The sequence below is a fragment of the Gordonia sp. NPDC003422 genome, from assembly GCF_053588675.1.
Map to the genome: position 1 here is coordinate 206,347 of NZ_JBSFQL010000003.1, position 15,228 is coordinate 221,574.

Here is a 15,228-nt window from a genome sequence, read left to right on the forward strand (position 1 = left end):
TCCGCTCCCTGAGGTGCTCGAGGCGCTAGTCGAGAGCCTCGAAGGGCTGGTGAGACAGGGCAATTCGGTGACCAAGTAGCGACGGTCACCAGGCCTTCGAGGCTCCTCGCCAGCGCTCGTCGCACCTCAGGCAGCGGAATTTCGGGCTCAGCTCTGCCTTCCACGGATCGGGGCCGAGGTGCGAGCGAAGCGGCGGAACGACGCCGGGGGCGGCCGTCAGCGGGCCATCTCGGCCGACAGGACGTCGAGGGTCACGCCGCCCAATACCAGTGCGCGAGTGTGGAAGTCCTTGAGCGTCCAGTCGGGGTGGGCGGCGAGTGCGTCGGTCCGGGCCTGTTCCCACACCCGCTGTCCGAGTGCGTAGGACGGGGCCTGGCCGGGCCACCCGAGGTAGCGGTCGAGTTCGAACCGGAGCACCGCGGCGTCCATCGCCACCGAGTTGTTGAGGAACACCCATGCCTTCTCGGCATCCCAGACACCGCCGCCGAGCGACGCGGGAGCCGGTAGTCCGCAGTGCACGCCGATGTCCACCACAACCCGGGCGGCACGGAACCGCTGACCGTCGAGCATGCCCATGCGGTCGCCCGGATCGTCGAGCCAGCCGAGTTCGGCCATCAGACGTTCGGCATAGAGTGCCCATCCCTCGCCGTGGCCCGAGGTGAAGGACGCGAGTTTGCGCCAGGAATTCAGATCGGGATCGACAATCGACGAACCCAGTTGCAGGTGATGGCCGGGCACACCCTCGTGGTAGACGGTCGTCTTCTCGCGCCACGTGTGGAAGACCGTCTGACCCGGGGGCACCGACCACCACATGCGGCCCGGGCGTGACAGGTCGGCCGTCGGCTGGGTGTAGTAGATGATCCCGGTTGCCGACGGGGCGAGACGGCATTCGAGCCGAGTGAGTCGTTCGGGTATCTCCACATGACGTCCGGCGAGGCCCGCCACCGCGGCGTCCGACGTCTCCTGCATCCACGCGACGAAGGCGTGACGATCGTTGATCTGGTACTGCGGCAAGGTGTCCAGGTGCTCGAGCGCCTCGGCGACCTCGCCGCTCGTCACGAGATCCGCTGCGATGGTGCGTTGTTCGGCGACGATCGCGTCGAGCCGGTCGAACGCCCAGTGATACGCCTCGTCCGGGTCGATGTCGGCGCCGAGATAGACCGGGAGATGGAGCAGGTACCGGTCGCGGCCGACGCCGTCGGCGACCTGGGCATCGTGCAATACGTCGGATCGAAGATGGTCGGCAAACCGGTGGAACGCATCGTCGGCTGCGTCGAGTGCGCGGCGAAGGGAATGCGACATCGCCGGATCAGCAGCGATCGACGACGTGTTCGTGGCAATCGCCCGCGCGGCGCCGACGGCCTGCTCGGCGACTCGTTCGACCTGTCTGCGGGCCAACGGCGGCCCGAATCTGCGCCGGTGTTCGAGACCGTCGACAACGGATTCGAGGCACGCCGGAATCCCTGCGACGCGCTCGACGAACACCTCGCGTTGCTCCTCGGTATCGGTGGCCATGAGGTCGAAGATGTCGCGGATCGCCTGCAGCGGCGACGCGATGACATTGCACACCCCGGTGCTCTCGCCGGCGTCGGCCAGCGCGATCTCACGTGTCAGGGTCGCGCGCATCGTGGCGACGGTCACGGCGTCGACATGGTCGGCGATCGGGGCCACGCCCAGCGCTGCGAGGGTGTCGGCGGCCGCGGCCCGACGGCCGGCCTGCGCGGCGGCAGAGAAATCGGTGAGTAGATGATCGTGCTCGGCGATGCCGACCTCGGTGGCGAACAGCGGATCCAGGGTGGCCAGCCGGTACAGGTGACGTTCGGCGACGGCGTCGACCGCGGTGGGTGAGCGTCTGGCATCCTCAGGAGCCGGGATCGTCGTCACAGGTCGTTGGTGGCGAAGGTGTCACATTTGCGTGGGTCACCGGACTGGTAACCGATTCCGAACCAGCGGGACCGTTGCTCGGCGGACCCGTGGGTCCAGCCCTCTCGGTTGGAGTTGGCTCCCTGGATGGAATCGTCGCCGATGGCCTTGGCGGTCTGCCCGACACGCTGGATGTCGGCCGGAGTGAGTGGCTTGAGCAAGGCATCTCCGCTGCCATCGTCGGCGTGGTTGGCCCAGACCCCGGCCAGACAGTCGGCCTGCAATTCGATGCGTACCGACCCGTTGTTGCCCATCCGCTGTCCCTTTGTCAGCACGCCGGTCAGGTTCTCGACGTGATGTCCGAACTCGTGGGCGATCACGTATTCCTGGGACAGGGCGTCGTTGCTGCCACCGAGTTGACCGACGAGAACATCGTCGAAGAAGGTCGGATCGACGTAGACGGTCTGGTCGGCCGGGCAGTAGAACGGACCGGTGGCCGACGTCGCGGCACCGCAGCCGGTGTTCACCGAGCCCGAGAAGACCTTGGTGCGCGGGGCGGTGTAGCCGTCCATCAGGTTCGGCCACACGACGTTGAGGCTGGCCGCGGTCGCCTTGATCCGGCAGATCGCGTCCCCCTGATTGGCCATCTCGTAGGTGCAGGAGGCCAGATGCTGATCGATCGCGGTCTGCGACGACGTGGTCGAACTCTGGTCGTTGGTCGAGTTGCCCAGGATCTGTCCGGGGTTCACCCCGAACAGCAGGGCGACGATTGTGATGATCAGGCCGGCGCCGCCGCCGAGTGCGATGCGCCCACCGCCGCCGCCACCTCCGCCACCGGAGACGTCGGCACCCTCGATCGATCCACTGCCTTGGAAGGTCACCTCCTGATTCTGGCACGTGCGACTCGGTTTCCCCGGAGATTGTCGCGACGCCGATTCCCCGCGCCGCGGCGAGCGTCGTTTCCGGTGGCCGGGTGTGGCGTGCCTGCGGGGATGGGGCACCATGGACTACCGGTCAGGTGCACGAGTGTCGTGCGCCGCCGCGCCCGCTTTGATCTCTCTGGGGAAGGACCCTTCAGTGCTTCGCACGCATTCCGCAGGTTCGCTTCGTCGCGCCGACGCGACGCAGACCGTCACCGTCGCCGGCTGGGTGGCGCGGCGTCGAGACCACGGCGGTGTGGTGTTCATCGATCTGCGCGATTCCACCGGACTCGTGCAGGTGGTGTTCCGCGACGAGGCGGTGGCCGCCGCGGCGCACCGGCTGCGTGCGGAGTTCTGTGTCGCGGTGACCGGCGTCGTCGAGGTGCGGCCCGACGGCAGCGAGAACCCCAACCTCGCGTCGGGTGAGATCGAGATCAACGCCGCCTCCCTCGAGGTGCTCAACGAGTCGGCGCCGCTGCCGTTCCAGCTCGACGAGACGCCCGGTGAGGAGACCCGCCTGCGCTACCGCTACCTGGATCTGCGCCGGGAGGGGCCCAGTGCCGCGATCCGTCTGCGCTCCAAGGTGAATGCGGCCGCGCGTGGCGTGCTCGCTGCACACGACTTCGTGGAGATCGAGACCCCCACCCTGACGCGGTCGACGCCGGAGGGCGCCCGCGACTTCCTGGTGCCCGCACGTCTGCAACCCGGCACTTTCTACGCCCTGCCACAGAGCCCGCAGCTGTTCAAGCAGTTGCTGATGGTGGCGGGCATGGAACGCTACTTCCAGATCGCGCGCTGCTACCGCGACGAGGACTTCCGCGCCGACCGCCAACCCGAGTTCACCCAGCTCGACATCGAGATGAGCTTCGTCGACCAAGACGACGTGATCGCGCTGGCCGAAGACGTCCTGGTGGCGCTGTGGCGGCTGATCGGGGTGGAGATCACCACACCCATCCCGCGCATGACCTACGCAGACGCCATGCGCCGATTCGGTTCGGACAAGCCCGATCTCCGCTTCGGCATCGAGTTGGTCGAGTGCACGGAGTTCTTCTCCGACACCCCTTTCCGCGTCTTCCAGGCCCCCTACGTCGGTGCGGTCGTCATGCCGGGTGGTGCCTCGCAACCGCGCCGGCAGCTCGACGCGTGGCAGGAGTGGGCCAAGCAACGTGGGGCCAAGGGGCTCGCCTACGTCCTCGTGCAGGAGGACGGCACGTTGGGCGGACCGGTGGCCAAGAACCTGTCCGACGCGGAGCGCGACGGTCTCCTCGCCCACGTCGGCGCCGCCCCGGGTGACTGTGTGTTCTTCGCAGCGGGCCCCGCCAATGCCCAGCGAGCGTTGCTCGGTGCCGCGCGCGGCGAGATCGCGTCCCGTCTGGGGTTGATCCCCGGCGCCGGGAGCGAAGCGAGCGGGCCGAATACGGACAGTGGGGCCTGGGCATTCACGTGGGTCGTCGACGCGCCGCTGTTCGAGCCGGCCGGCGACGCCACCGCATCCGGCGATGTCGCGGTGGGCTCGGGGGCGTGGACCGCGGTGCACCACGCGTTCACCGCACCCAAGCCGGAGTCGGTGGATGCGCTCGAGACCGATCCCGGATCTGCGCTGGCCTACGCCTACGACATCGTGTGCAACGGCAACGAGATCGGCGGCGGCTCCATTCGTATCCATCGTCGCGACATCCAGGAACGGGTGTTCGCGATCATGGGGATCGACCACGACGAGGCGCAGGAGAAGTTCGGCTTCCTGCTCGACGCGTTCGCGTTCGGCGCGCCGCCGCACGGCGGCATCGCCTTCGGCTGGGACCGCATCACCGCCCTGCTTGCCGGCGAATCGTCGATTCGCGAGGTGATCGCGTTCCCCAAGTCCGGCGGTGGCGTCGACCCGCTCACCGACGCGCCGGCCCCCATCACGCCGGAGCAGCGCAAGGAGTCGGGCATCGACGCCAAGCCGGTGGTCCGTGCAGCGGCAGGGGAGAAGGCGCCTGGAGCCGAGCCGACGGCCTGATGTCGGGCTCCTGACTTCGACGGTGATCTTGGGTACACCCGGCCGCGAGCCGGACCCTGTCCACTCGGCATCTGCGTCTCATGTGTGATGAGATTTCAGACCATGGGTAGTAGGTTTCGGGGCTCGAGTCGGGAGGCGATCAGGTGACGATCAAGGTTGCGTTGGAACATCGGACGAGCTACGCATTCGACCGCCCGACGACGATCCACCCCCATGTGGTGCGGCTGCGGCCGGCACCCCATTCGCGCACGCCCATCGAGGCCTACTCGCTCAAGGTCGAACCGGGCGATCACTTCCTCAACTGGCAGCAGGATGCGTTCAGCAATTACATGGCGCGCCTGGTGTTCCCGGACCCCTCGACGACGCTGAGCATCACCGTGAGTCTGGTCGCCGACCTGACCGCCATCAACCCGTTCGACTTCTTCATCGAAGACTGGGCCGAGCACTACGGGTTTGAGTATCCCGAAGACTTGCACGCAGATCTCGAGATCTTCCTGAGGCCCGTCGGCGTGACCGAAGGGGAGTTCGCCGGGGCCCCCGTCCACCCGTCGATAGCCGCGTTCGCCGCCGAGCACAAGCCGGTCGGCAAGGTCCGCATCATCGACTTCCTGGTCGCCCTCAACCAGGCGGTTCGCGACGCTGTCGGGTACACCGTTCGACTCGAGTCCGGTGTGCAGACACCGGAATTCACGCTGTCGAGTGCCATCGGGTCGTGCCGCGACTCGGCCTGGCTGCTGGTCGCGCTGCTGCGTGAGCTCGGTCTGGCGGCCCGGTTCGTCTCGGGATACCTGGTCCAGCTGACCTCCGACGTCAAATCCCTCGACGGCCCGTCGGGTCCCGACGCGGACTTCACCGATCTGCATGCCTGGACCGAGGTGTACCTGCCCGGTGCCGGTTGGGTCGGCATGGATCCGACGTCGGGTCTGTTCGCCGGTGAGGGCCACATCCCGCTGGCCGCCACACCGAATCCGGGCGGTGCGGCGCCGATCACGGGTGCGACCGGTCCGTGCCACGCCACCCTCGACTTCTCCAACACGGTCACCCGGTTCCATGAGGATCCGCGGGTCACCTTGCCCTACACCCCCGATCAGTGGGATCGGGTGGTGGAACTCGGCGCCAAGGTGGATGCGCTGATGAAACGCCGGGATGTCCGGCTGACGATGGGCGGCGAACCGACGTTCGTATCGATCGACAACCAGACGGACCCGGAGTGGACCACCGCCGCAGACGGTCCGCACAAGCGCCTGCTGGCCTCGCGGCTGTCCGAACGACTTCGCGAGGCATACGCGCCGTCCGGACTCGTCCAGCGCAGCCAGGGCAAGTGGTATCCGGGTGAACCCCTGCCGCGCTGGCAGATCGCGTTGATGTGGCGCGAGGACGGCGAGCCGATCTGGCGCAACCCCGACCTGCTGGCCGATCCGTGGGCGACCGCCGAGGATTGCGCCCGCAGCATCGACGTGGAGACCAGTGGACCGTCGCCGGATTCGCCCGGTGACGCGACACCGGCGCAGAAGCTGCTGACGGCGTTCGCGAAAGCCCTCGGCCTGCCGACCGAGCAGGTGCTCGCCGCCTACGAGGACCCACTTGTCCGGATGGGGGAGCTCGTCGCCCTGCCACCGGGCAAGCCCAGCGCCGATCCGACCGTGCAGACGGCCCGTGCGGCCGCACTGGCCGAGGCCGCAGCGGAGGCGGAGGACGACGAGGACATCGACCCACCCGCCGACTCGACCGCCGCACGAGAAGAGCTCCTGGCCAAGCTCGACGCCGCGGTCAATCAGCCCACCGCATATCTCCTGCCGCTGAGCCGTTCGGAGGACGGAACCGCATGGCAGAGCGCCAAGTGGACCACCCGCCGCGGACGTGTGGTGTTGACCCCCGGCACGTCGCCGGCCGGCCTGCGTCTGCCGCTGAACTCGCTCTCGTGGGGGCCGGCCCCGACATTCTTCGAGGCCGATCCGACCGCGCGCCCCGACGATCTACCTGCCGATCCCGCCGCGGCACTCGGCCACAAGGTCGTCGAGGCCGACCCGAAGGAGTTCCTTCCGCGGACGGCGCTCGTCGCCGAGGTGCGTGGTGACGTGTTGCACGTGTTCATGCCGCCGACCTCGGAACTCGAGGAGTTCCTCGCCATCATCGGCATCGTCGAGGAGGCGGCCGAGGCCACCGGCACGCCGGTCGTCATCGAGGGCTACGGTCCACCCGCAGACGGTCGACTGACGAGTCTCACCGTGACCCCCGATCCGGGTGTCATCGAGGTCAACATCCAGCCGACCAGCAGTTTCGCCGAGCAGTCGGAGTTGCTGGAATCGCTCTACGACCACGCGAGGCACGCTCGCCTGGGCACCGAGACCTTCGACCTCGACGGAAGCCACGGCGGCACCGGCGGCGGCAACCACATCACCCTGGGTGGCACCACCCCGGCCGACTCACCGATGCTGCGCCGCCCCGATCTGCTCGTCTCGATGCTCACGTACTGGCAGCGGCACCCCTCGCTGTCCTATCTGTTCTCGGGCAAGTTCGTCGGCACCACCTCCCAGGCACCCCGGGCCGACGAAGGCCGGGAATCGTCGCTCTACGAGCTGGAGATCGCTTTCGCCGAGATCGACCGGCTGTCGGCGAAGGGCGCGTTCGGCGGCGAGACCGAGGCACCGCCGAATCCGTGGGTCACCGACCGGGCGCTGCGTCACCTGCTCACCGACATCACCGGCAACACGCACCGCGCCGAGTTCTGCATCGACAAGCTCTACAGTCCGGATTCGGCTCGTGGCCGACTCGGATTGCTCGAGTTGCGCGCGTTCGAGATGCCGCCTCATCACCAAATGGCGATGGTGCAGTCGCTGCTGGTGCGCAGCCTGGTCTCGTGGTTCTGGGAGAACCCGTACCGCAGCCGGCTGATCCGGCACGGCGCCGACCTGCACGGCAAACATCTCCTGCCGCACTACGTGATCGCCGACATCGCCGCGGTCGCCGAAGAACTGCGTGCCGCGGGTTATGCCTTCGACACATCGTGGCTCGACCCCTTCACCGAATTCCGGTTCCCCCGGCTGGGTACCGTGCAGATCCGCGACCAGGAGGTCGAGCTGCGCGGTGCGATCGAGCCGTGGAACACCCTGGGCGAGGAGTCGACCGGCAGCGGCACCGCACGATACGTGGACTCCTCGATCGAGCGGGTGCAGGTGCGCGTACTCGGTGGCGAGGACGACCGATTCCTGTTGACCTGCAACGGATATCCCATCCCGCTGCGCTCCACCGGGCGAACCGGCGAGCGGGTCGCGGGCATCCGGTTCCGCGCTTGGCAGCCGCCGAGTGCCCTGCATCCGACGATCTCGATCGACACCCCGTTGACTTTCGACCTGGTCGACACGGTCAACGGCCGGTCGATCGGTGGCGCGACCTACCACGTGATCCACCCCGGCGGTCGCGCCTACGACCGTCCGCCGGTCAACGCGGTCGAGGCGGAATCGCGCCGCAACGGGCGTTTCGAGGCATCGGGACACACCTCGGGCACCGTCGACACCGGACTGCTCCGTGAGCGACAAGCACGCCTGGCCACCGACTTCGGGGTCCCCGGGATTCTTGATCTGCGGCGGGCACGTACAGTTCTCCGGTGACTGTTTCGTCGGGCGAGACGCCCGGGGTGTTCGATCGGTATCGCACCGATGGCGGCACCCTGTTCGACGTCGAACAGTTCGGCGCGCCGGCATCGGGCACGAGCGGCCGGCACTACGACGAGATGCTGGACCCGACCGGCGGTGTGCGACCCGCGTGGGAAGAACTGGCATCCGGCTATCGGCTGCGCGGAGATTCCCGACTCCAGGTTGCCGCGGCGCGTCTGGCGACCGCGGTCAGCGACGACGGTGTCGTCTACAACGATTTCGACGGCCGGCAGACGGTCACCCGCGACTGGCAGGTCGACGCCGTCCCGCTGATCATCGACGGTGTCGAGTGGGCCGAGTTGGAGAAGGCCCTCACGCAGCGGTCGATGCTTCTCGACCTGCTGCTGCGTGATCTCTACCGTGACCAGCGCACGATCAGCACCGGACTGATCCCCCCGGAGATCGTCTTCGGTCATCCGGGGTACATCCGGAAGGCCGCCCGACTCGAGGTGTCCGGTCCGCACGCCTTGTTCATGCATGCTGCCGACATCGCCCGCACCTCCGACGGCCGGTTCGTGGTGTACGGCGACCGCACCCAGGCGCCGTCGGGCATCGGCTTTGCCATCGTCGACCGCCGGCTGGTGTCGCGCACCTATCCGCAGCTGTTCCAGTCGTGTGCGCCCCGCCCGATGACGACGTTCGCGGGCACCCTGCGGTTGGCGCTGTTCGACTACGCGCCGCCGGGGGTGGACGACCCGACCGTGGCGGTGCTGAGCCCGGGCAGCATGTCCGAGACGGCCTTCGATCAGGCCTACCTCGCCTCCGTGCTGGGTTTCCCTCTGGTGGAGGGCGCCGACCTGACCGTCCGGGACGGCGCCGTGTACATGCGGTCGATGGGTCGCTACAAGAGGGTCGACGTCCTGCTCCGACGCCTCGACGCTGCGTTCGCCGATCCGCTCGATCTGCGCACCGACTCCCGGCTGGGGGTCACCGGTCTGGTGGAGGCGATCTCCCGCGGAAATGTGACCGTCCTCAACACGCTCGGCAGTGGTGTGCTCGAGAATCCGGCGTTGCACACCGTGCTCGAGCGGATTGCGCCGGCACTGATCGACGAGGAACTCGCGCTCGGCTCGGTGACCACGTACTGGGCCGGCGACGACCGAGAACGATCGAAGATGCTCGCCGATCTCGGTGGCCTGGTGCTCACCAACATCCGGACCGGCGAAGAACACATCGGGGCCTATGCCGACAACGCCACCCGGGAGGACCTCGCCGCCCGCCTGGACGTCGAGTCCTGGCAGTGGGTCGGCCGAGCGCTCGAGCAGTACTCGGTGGCACCGACCATGACGCCCGGAATCCTGCCCGGCCCTCCGGGGTCCCCGGTCCGGGCTGCGCCGGTCTCGCTGCGCGTCTTCAGCGTCGCCCAGGGCCCGAGCTATGCGGTGATGCCCGGCGGGCTCGGTTCGGTACTCGCCGACGGTGTGGCGGGTGCCGCTCATCAAGCGGTCGCCGCCAAGGACGTCTGGGTGACCAGCGCCGAGGTCGGTGGGCACGTGTCGCGCCGACCGGAGTCGCGGACCGAACCGGCCGAGGAAATGGCGGTCATCCGCACCAACCGTCCGGCAGCCATCGGCTACTCCGACGTGGCCGCCGCCGCGAGCCCGCGCGTTCTCGCCGACCTGTTCTGGTTCGGCCGGTACGGGGAACGCACCGAACTGGTCACGCGGATGGCCAAGGTGTCGCGCGAGCGCTATCAGGACTTCCAGTACCGCCCGTGGATGACCGGAACCGCCGCCGTACCACTGCTGCTGCACGCGGTCGCGACGGTGACCGGCACTGCCGGCTACCTGGCAACCGCGGATCTGTTGAGCTCCGGGACCGACACTCCGCCATCGCCGGAGCAGGTCAACGAGGCGATCGTGAAGATCGCCGATCTCACCATCGCCCGGGCGATCCCGGGCACCGTCGCCCACTCGGTGGACCGGCTGGTCGGGACCGTGCGCGCCGTCCGCGACCAGATGTCGACGAGCACGTGGATGGTGCTCACACCGGTGGAGCGGGCGGTCGAGGCGTTGACGCGTCAGGTCACGCGTGCCCGCTCGGAGCCGACCGCCCCGGGCGGCATTCTCGGCGACGCCGCACTCGATCTCGGCCCGGACCTCGCCCGCACCCACGAGGAGATCCTGCACGGCGTGCTGGCGCTGTCGGGTCTGCAGTCGGAGTCGATGGTGCACGACGCCGGCTGGATGTTCATGGACGTCGGCCGGCGCATCGAGCGTGTCATCACCCTCGCCGATCTGACCGTCGCAATGTTCGGACAGGCCCGCGACATCGACATCGAACAGGCACTGCTCGAGTCGTATCTCACCGCGAGCGAGTCGTCGGTGATCTACCGGCGACGTAATCGCGGTATGTATCAGTTGGCGTCGGTGGCCGAGTTGTTGCTGTTCGACGAGACCAACCCCCGGTCGATGATCTACCAGCTCGACCGGATTCGACGCGATCTGGCCGGTGTGCCCGAAACCCTGCGTTCGGCGGGCTGTGAGCGGTCGGTGGAGGAGATGATCGCCGGATTGCGCCGCAGCGACCCGGCCGACCTGGTGCACGTCGACACCGCGCGGCGTCGTGGCGATCTCGTCGAGCTCATGACGACACTGCGCGACGGTGCCAAGGAGCTGTCCGAGTTGCTGACGCGGACGCGCTTCGCGCCGCCTCGCCAGGCGCAGCCGATCTGGGGTGGTGGGGAATCGTGACCGCGCCCCGCCGCTACCGCGTACTGCACCGAACCTGCTACACCTACGACGACGAGGTGTCCTCGTCGTACGGGCGCTGCTATCTGACGCCGCGCGAGCTGCCGCATCAGCGTGTGCACACCAGCAGCGTGAAGATCGATCCGGAGCCCGACGACCGCTCGACCGGCGTCGACGTGTACGGCAACAACGACACCTACTTCCACGTCCGATCGCCGCATCGAGCGTTGGAGGTGACCGCGGAATCACTGGTCGACGTGGACCCGGTGGATCCGCAGCTGCTGCTGTCCGACGCCGCCCGAGGACCATGGGAGGCCGCGCGTCCCGAGCGAGGTCTCGCGGCCGAGTTCGTCCTGGATCTGGACCCGCCGGAGATCAGCCCGGCCGTGGTCGCCTACGCGGCATCGGTGTTCACCCCGGGGCGTCCGCTGATCGAGGCGATCACCGACCTCACCACCCGTATCTTCACCGACTTCACCTACCGGTCCGGTTCTACCGCCATCAGCACCAAGGTCGACACGGTGATGGCACGGCGCGAGGGCGTCTGTCAGGACTTCGCTCGCGTGGCCATCGCCTGTCTGCGATCGGTGGGCCTCGCCGCGCGGTACGAGTCGGGTTACCTGGCCACCGATCCGCCGCCGGGACGCGAACGCATCTTCGGTGCCGACGCGAGTCACGCGTGGGCTGCCGTGTGGCTGCCCGGCGATCGCTGGATCGCCTTCGATCCGACCAACGACAAGCTGGTCGACGAACGACACGTGACCCTCGCGTGGGGACGTGACTACGACGATGTGCCGCCCCTGCGCGGTGTCATCTACACCGAGTCCAAGAAGAGTCGAATCGACGTCTCCGTCGACGTCAGCCCCCTTTCGCAGGACGACCCTGCAGGGGTGGTCGAACTCGGCGAGAGCCGGTGATCAGCGCGGTTGTCGATCGTTCGACGGACATGACCGGCTTTGTGCGCGTTGCGGTTCCGGTGCCGACCGGGCTTTACCACCGGCAACCATATTGCAGTTGGGACAACAGTCGTGACGTCCGTCGGACCGATTGGGTAGGTTGGAAGGCGACATGACGGTCCTAACAGAAAGCCGCATCATGAGCGTGGTGCGGGCGGCAGAGGCGCTGCTGTCACATCGCGCCGGATCAGCGGTTGTACTCGACGATCCCGAGGATCTCGGCGGCAGCGGGCGAACCACGGTGGTTCGGGTTCGAGTGGCCCAGAACCCGCTTTCCCTCGACCGTTCCCTGGTCATCAAGGCGCTCCCCGAACACGAGGATCCGCACGCCTTCCACCGGGAGATCGCGTCCTACAAGTACGCCACCGCGCTGCCCAACGAATCCCGCCCGGGCCCGCAACTCATCGCCTCCGATTCCGACATCCGGCTGATGGTGCTGTCCGATCTGGGCCATGGCAAGTCGATGACGAGCCTGCTCTCGGGCGTCGATCCGGTCGAGACGTCTCGCGCGGTGAGCGCGTGGGGTCAGGCGCTGGGCCGCATGCACGCGGCGACGGTCGGCGGTGAGGGCGACTTCTTGGCCCTGCTGCGTCGCGGACCGTCCGGCGCCGACAAGCACGACATCGTCCGAGACACCGCACGTCGTGCCGTGTCCGAGGTCGGCCGCGACACCGCGCTGATCGACGTCGACTTGCCCGACCCGGTCGTCGCAGCGTTGCGCAGTGCGTCTGACCTGTTCGACGAGGGCGACCACCGTGCCTTCAGCCCGTCGGATGTCGGTCCGGAGAACATCCTGCTCAACGAGGATGGCGTGCAGTTCATGGACTACGAGTGGGGTGGCTTCCGCGACTCGACGCTCGACATCGCGTACGCACTGGTCACCTTCACCGCCCAGCTCGGGCCCAGCGGCGTCGCCCGGGCCACCGATCTCGAGGTGTCGATGGTGGACGCGTGGCGGTCGGAGGTCATGGGCATCTGGCCTGCGCTGGGCCACGAACGCGAGATGCAGCACAAGGTGCTGATCGCCCGGCTGCTCTGGGTCTGGCTGTCCACGGTGTGGATGCTGCCCGGTGAGGTGTCGATCTCCGATCCCGGCTACGCCCACGACTGGGCCCTGCACACCAACGACCCGCGCGTCATCGTCGCGCGATGGACCGACCTCGCCGCGGCAGCGGGACGCGGCGGCGATGAGGCCATCGCGGCGTTCTCCGTGGCGGTGGGGTCTGCGTTGCAGCGCACCTGGCTGTCCTGACGGGACCCGCCATGGACGGACTGTTCGATCCGCCCGGTGACGCCGCGGACGGCAGCGCGACGGCGCAACCAGGAGTCGTTTCACCGTCGGCCCCGCTGGCGGTGCGGATGCGGCCGCAATCGCTGGACGAGATCGTCGGGCAGCAGCACCTTCTGGGCCCCGGGTCGCCGCTGCGGCGTCTGATCAGCGGTTCCGGTGCGGCGTCGGTCCTGTTGTATGGACCACCCGGCACCGGTAAGACCACCATGGCCTCGCTGATCTCGCGTGCGACGGGAGGGCGTTTCGAGGCGTTGTCGGCGCTGTCCGCCGGTGTCAAAGAGGTGCGCGGCGTGATCGACATCGCGCGTCGGCGGCTGATCGACGGTCAGCAGACGGTGCTGTTCATCGACGAGGTCCATCGATTCTCCAAGACACAGCAGGACGCACTGCTCGACGCCGTGGAGAACCGGATCGTGCTCCTCGTGGCCGCGACCACGGAGAACCCGTCGTTCTCGGTCGTCGCGCCGCTACTTTCCCGGTCGCTGGTGCTGCAACTGCGGTCGCTCTCCGATGACGACGTCCGTGAGGTCCTGGCGCGAGCTGTCGCCGATCCGCGCGGGCTCGACGGCCGATTCGAGCTGACCGACGCGGCCTATGACCATCTGGTCGCGGTGTCCGGGGGCGACGCGCGTCGTGCGCTCACGGCGCTCGAGGCGAGCGCGGACGGTGCCGAACTGTCGACCGAGGGCGATGCAACCGCCGTCATCGACCTGCCCGACGTCGAGGCCGCGATCGACCGCGCCGCGGTGCGCTACGACCGCGACGGCGATCAGCACTACGACGTCACGAGTGCGTTCATCAAGTCGATTCGCGGATCGGATGTCGACGCGGCGCTGCACTACCTGGCCCGGATGATCGCGGCCGGCGAAGACCCGAGATTCATCGCGCGTCGGCTCATGATCCACGCCAGCGAGGACATCGGGATGGCCGATCCGACCGCGCTGCAGACCGCGGTCGCGGCCGCCCAGGTGGTTGCGCTGGTCGGGATGCCGGAGGCGAAACTGGCGCTGTCCCAGGCGACCATTCACCTCGCGACGGCCCCCAAATCCGGTGCGGTCGTGTCCGCGATCGGTGCCGCGCTTGCCGACGTCGAGGCCGGCAAGGCGGGCGCGGTCCCTGCGCACCTGCGCGACAGTCATTACCCGGGCGCCACCAAGATGGGCAGCGGGGTCGGGTATCGGTATCCGCACGACGATCCCGATGGGGTGCTGGCACAGCAATATCCGCCCGACGATCTCGTCGGCATCGACTACTACCGGCCAACCGATCACGGGTTCGAGCGTGAACTCGGTCCGCGGTTGGTGAAGTTGCGCTCGATCATCCGGCGTGTCTCGAAGCGGCGCTGAGCCTCCGGTCGGTTACCTCACGATGAAGACGTCCGAGCAGTTGCCGCCGGACAGCGTCAGGAACGCGCCGTGGTTCACGGGCGCCAGTGCGATACGCACCTTGCCGGCGCCGGTGCGTACTCTTCGGAAGTCGTGGATCGAACCACCGGACGCCCCGGTGGTGCGCATGGACGTCCGCAGGACGCCCGACCGGTGCGTGTTCAGGTTGTCCCAGCGCAGGGCGACTCGGTTGTTGTACCCCCAGAAGCTCTGGCTGGCGGTCACGGAGATGTCGATCACTCCACGATTACGCAGGTTCTGCGTGGTGGAGATGCCACCGGAGTAGGTGTTGTCGACGATGTTGGGGCTCAGTGCGTTGCAGCGGTTGGTGGAGTATTGCCAGAGCGTGCGCGGGCTTGGCATCGAATAGGTCTTGGCGGTGGCGGCGCCGACTCCGAGTGCGGAGACGGTCACGGTGAACAGAACGGCGAGAACGGACGTGAGAAGTCGTTTGCGCTGGGTCAT

At 68.0% G+C, this 15,228-nt stretch carries 9 protein-coding genes; 6 read left to right on the forward strand and 3 right to left on the reverse strand.

The window, feature by feature from the left end; translation table 11 throughout:
• Window positions 1-216 precede the first annotated feature (216 nt).
• Together ACWDTF_RS04420 and ypfJ are read right to left on the reverse strand one after the other, a co-directional pair.
• Window positions 217-1,875, reverse strand: coding sequence for a DUF885 domain-containing protein (locus ACWDTF_RS04420; RefSeq protein ID WP_449754018.1), 1,659 nt, complete (start codon window positions 1,873-1,875; stop codon window positions 217-219).
• Between the two features lie 5 nt (window positions 1,876-1,880).
• Complete coding sequence (ypfJ, locus tag ACWDTF_RS04425) at window positions 1,881-2,744, reverse strand: KPN_02809 family neutral zinc metallopeptidase (protein ID WP_355275174.1); 864 nt, start codon at window positions 2,742-2,744, stop codon at window positions 1,881-1,883.
• A gap of 196 nt (window positions 2,745-2,940) precedes the next feature.
• On the opposite strand from ypfJ, the gene aspS reads away from it, so the two are divergent.
• The 6 genes from aspS to ACWDTF_RS04455 all read left to right on the forward strand — a co-directional run bounded on the left by aspS (window position 2,941) and on the right by ACWDTF_RS04455 (window position 14,724).
• On the forward strand, window positions 2,941-4,785 hold the full coding sequence (gene aspS / locus ACWDTF_RS04430) for an aspartate--tRNA ligase (RefSeq protein WP_240858556.1): 1,845 nt from the start codon (window positions 2,941-2,943) through the stop codon (window positions 4,783-4,785).
• 143 nt (window positions 4,786-4,928) lie between these two features.
• Complete coding sequence (locus ACWDTF_RS04435) at window positions 4,929-8,396, forward strand: transglutaminase family protein (RefSeq protein WP_355275176.1); 3,468 nt, start codon at window positions 4,929-4,931, stop codon at window positions 8,394-8,396.
• A gap of 26 nt (window positions 8,397-8,422) precedes the next feature.
• Window positions 8,423-11,134 (forward strand): circularly permuted type 2 ATP-grasp protein, encoded by a 2,712-nt coding sequence (locus tag ACWDTF_RS04440; protein ID WP_355275214.1) that lies wholly within the window; start codon window positions 8,423-8,425, stop codon window positions 11,132-11,134.
• Window positions 11,131-12,048 carry a transglutaminase family protein gene (locus tag ACWDTF_RS04445; RefSeq protein WP_240858550.1) on the forward strand — a complete coding sequence of 306 codons (918 nt, stop codon included), beginning with the start codon at window positions 11,131-11,133 and terminating at the stop codon, window positions 12,046-12,048. The genes ACWDTF_RS04440 and ACWDTF_RS04445 overlap by 4 nt, the downstream gene beginning before the upstream one ends.
• 151 nt (window positions 12,049-12,199) lie before the next feature.
• Window positions 12,200-13,339 (forward strand): phosphotransferase, encoded by a 1,140-nt coding sequence (locus tag ACWDTF_RS04450; protein ID WP_240858548.1) that lies wholly within the window; start codon window positions 12,200-12,202, stop codon window positions 13,337-13,339.
• Between the two features lie 11 nt (window positions 13,340-13,350).
• Entirely contained in the window at window positions 13,351-14,724 is a 1,374-nt protein-coding gene (locus ACWDTF_RS04455; RefSeq protein WP_355275179.1) for a replication-associated recombination protein A, read from the forward strand.
• Window positions 14,725-14,736: 12 nt separating this feature from the next.
• On the opposite strand, the gene ACWDTF_RS04460 is transcribed toward ACWDTF_RS04455, so the two are convergent.
• On the reverse strand, window positions 14,737-15,228 hold the full coding sequence (locus tag ACWDTF_RS04460) for a hypothetical protein (protein WP_355275181.1): 492 nt from the start codon (window positions 15,226-15,228) through the stop codon (window positions 14,737-14,739).

Bases quoted from the DNA above. Each gene is read 5' to 3' on its own strand.
- ACWDTF_RS04450 (WP_240858548.1), top strand. From the start codon at position 12,200: ATGACGGTCCTAACAGAAAGCCGCATCATGAGCGTGGTGCGGGCGGCA.
- ACWDTF_RS04455 (WP_355275179.1), top strand. From the start codon at position 13,351: ATGGACGGACTGTTCGATCCGCCCGGTGACGCCGCGGACGGCAGCGCG.
- ACWDTF_RS04460 (WP_355275181.1), bottom strand. From the start codon at position 15,228: ATGACCCAGCGCAAACGACTTCTCACGTCCGTTCTCGCCGTTCTGTTC.